At 69.7% G+C, this 769-nt stretch carries 1 protein-coding gene; it reads left to right on the top strand.

Annotated features, from left to right (window positions below):
• Positions 1–97 precede the first annotated feature (97 nt).
• A partial coding sequence (locus tag G6020_RS14845; RefSeq protein ID WP_241732748.1) for a nucleotide sugar dehydrogenase occupies positions 98–769 on the top strand: 672 nt, incomplete at its 3' end.

Genomic DNA, 769 nt, shown 5'->3' with positions numbered 1-769 from the left:
CCGGGCCCGTCGGCGACCCGGGCCCGGCCACACTACGCTCGTCCCGCGTTCACCCCGGTGTTCCCGGGAGGTCGTCCGGGGACGGTAGAACTGCGCTATGCGCATGACCGTGTTCGGGACCGGGTACCTGGGGACCACCCATGCCGCCTGTATGGCCGAGTTGGGTCACGAGGTGCTGGGTGTGGATGTGGACGAGGCGAAGATCGAGCGCCTGCGGGCCGGTGAGGTGCCGTTCTACGAGCCGGGGTTGCCGGAGATTCTGGCGCGGCAGGTGGAGGCCGGTCGGGTGCGGTTCACCACGGACTACGCCGAGGCCGCGGAGTTCGCGGACCTGCACTTCATCGGTGTCGGCACCCCGCAGCGCAAGGGCGAGTTCGCGGCCGACACCTCGTTCGTGGAGGACGTGGTGGCCCGGTTGGCGCCGCTCATTGGGTCAGATGCGGTGGTGGTCGGTAAATCGACGGTGCCGGTGGGGACGGCGGCGCGGTTGCAGGAGATCGCCGATGCGGGGGTGCGCGGCGGTGTGCGGGCGGAGGTGGTGTGGAATCCGGAGTTTCTGCGGGAGGGTTTCGCGGTGGCCGACACGCTCACCCCGGACCGGATCGTGGTGGGAGTGCGTGAGCCGGGGGGGTGGGCTGAGGAGGAGGTGCGGCGGGCGTATGAGCCGATCCTGGGCGGTCACGGGTGTCCGGTGATCGTGACGGATCTCGCGACGGCCGAGTTGGTGAAGGTGAGCGCGAACGCGTTCCTGGCCACCAAGATCAGCTTT

The organism is Dietzia sp. B19, assembly GCF_014145155.1.
Taxonomy (GTDB): Bacteria; Actinomycetota; Actinomycetes; order Mycobacteriales; family Mycobacteriaceae; genus Dietzia; species Dietzia natronolimnaea.
Note: the sequence above shows the minus strand (reverse complement) of the source record. Positions and strands in the feature narration are given on the sequence as shown.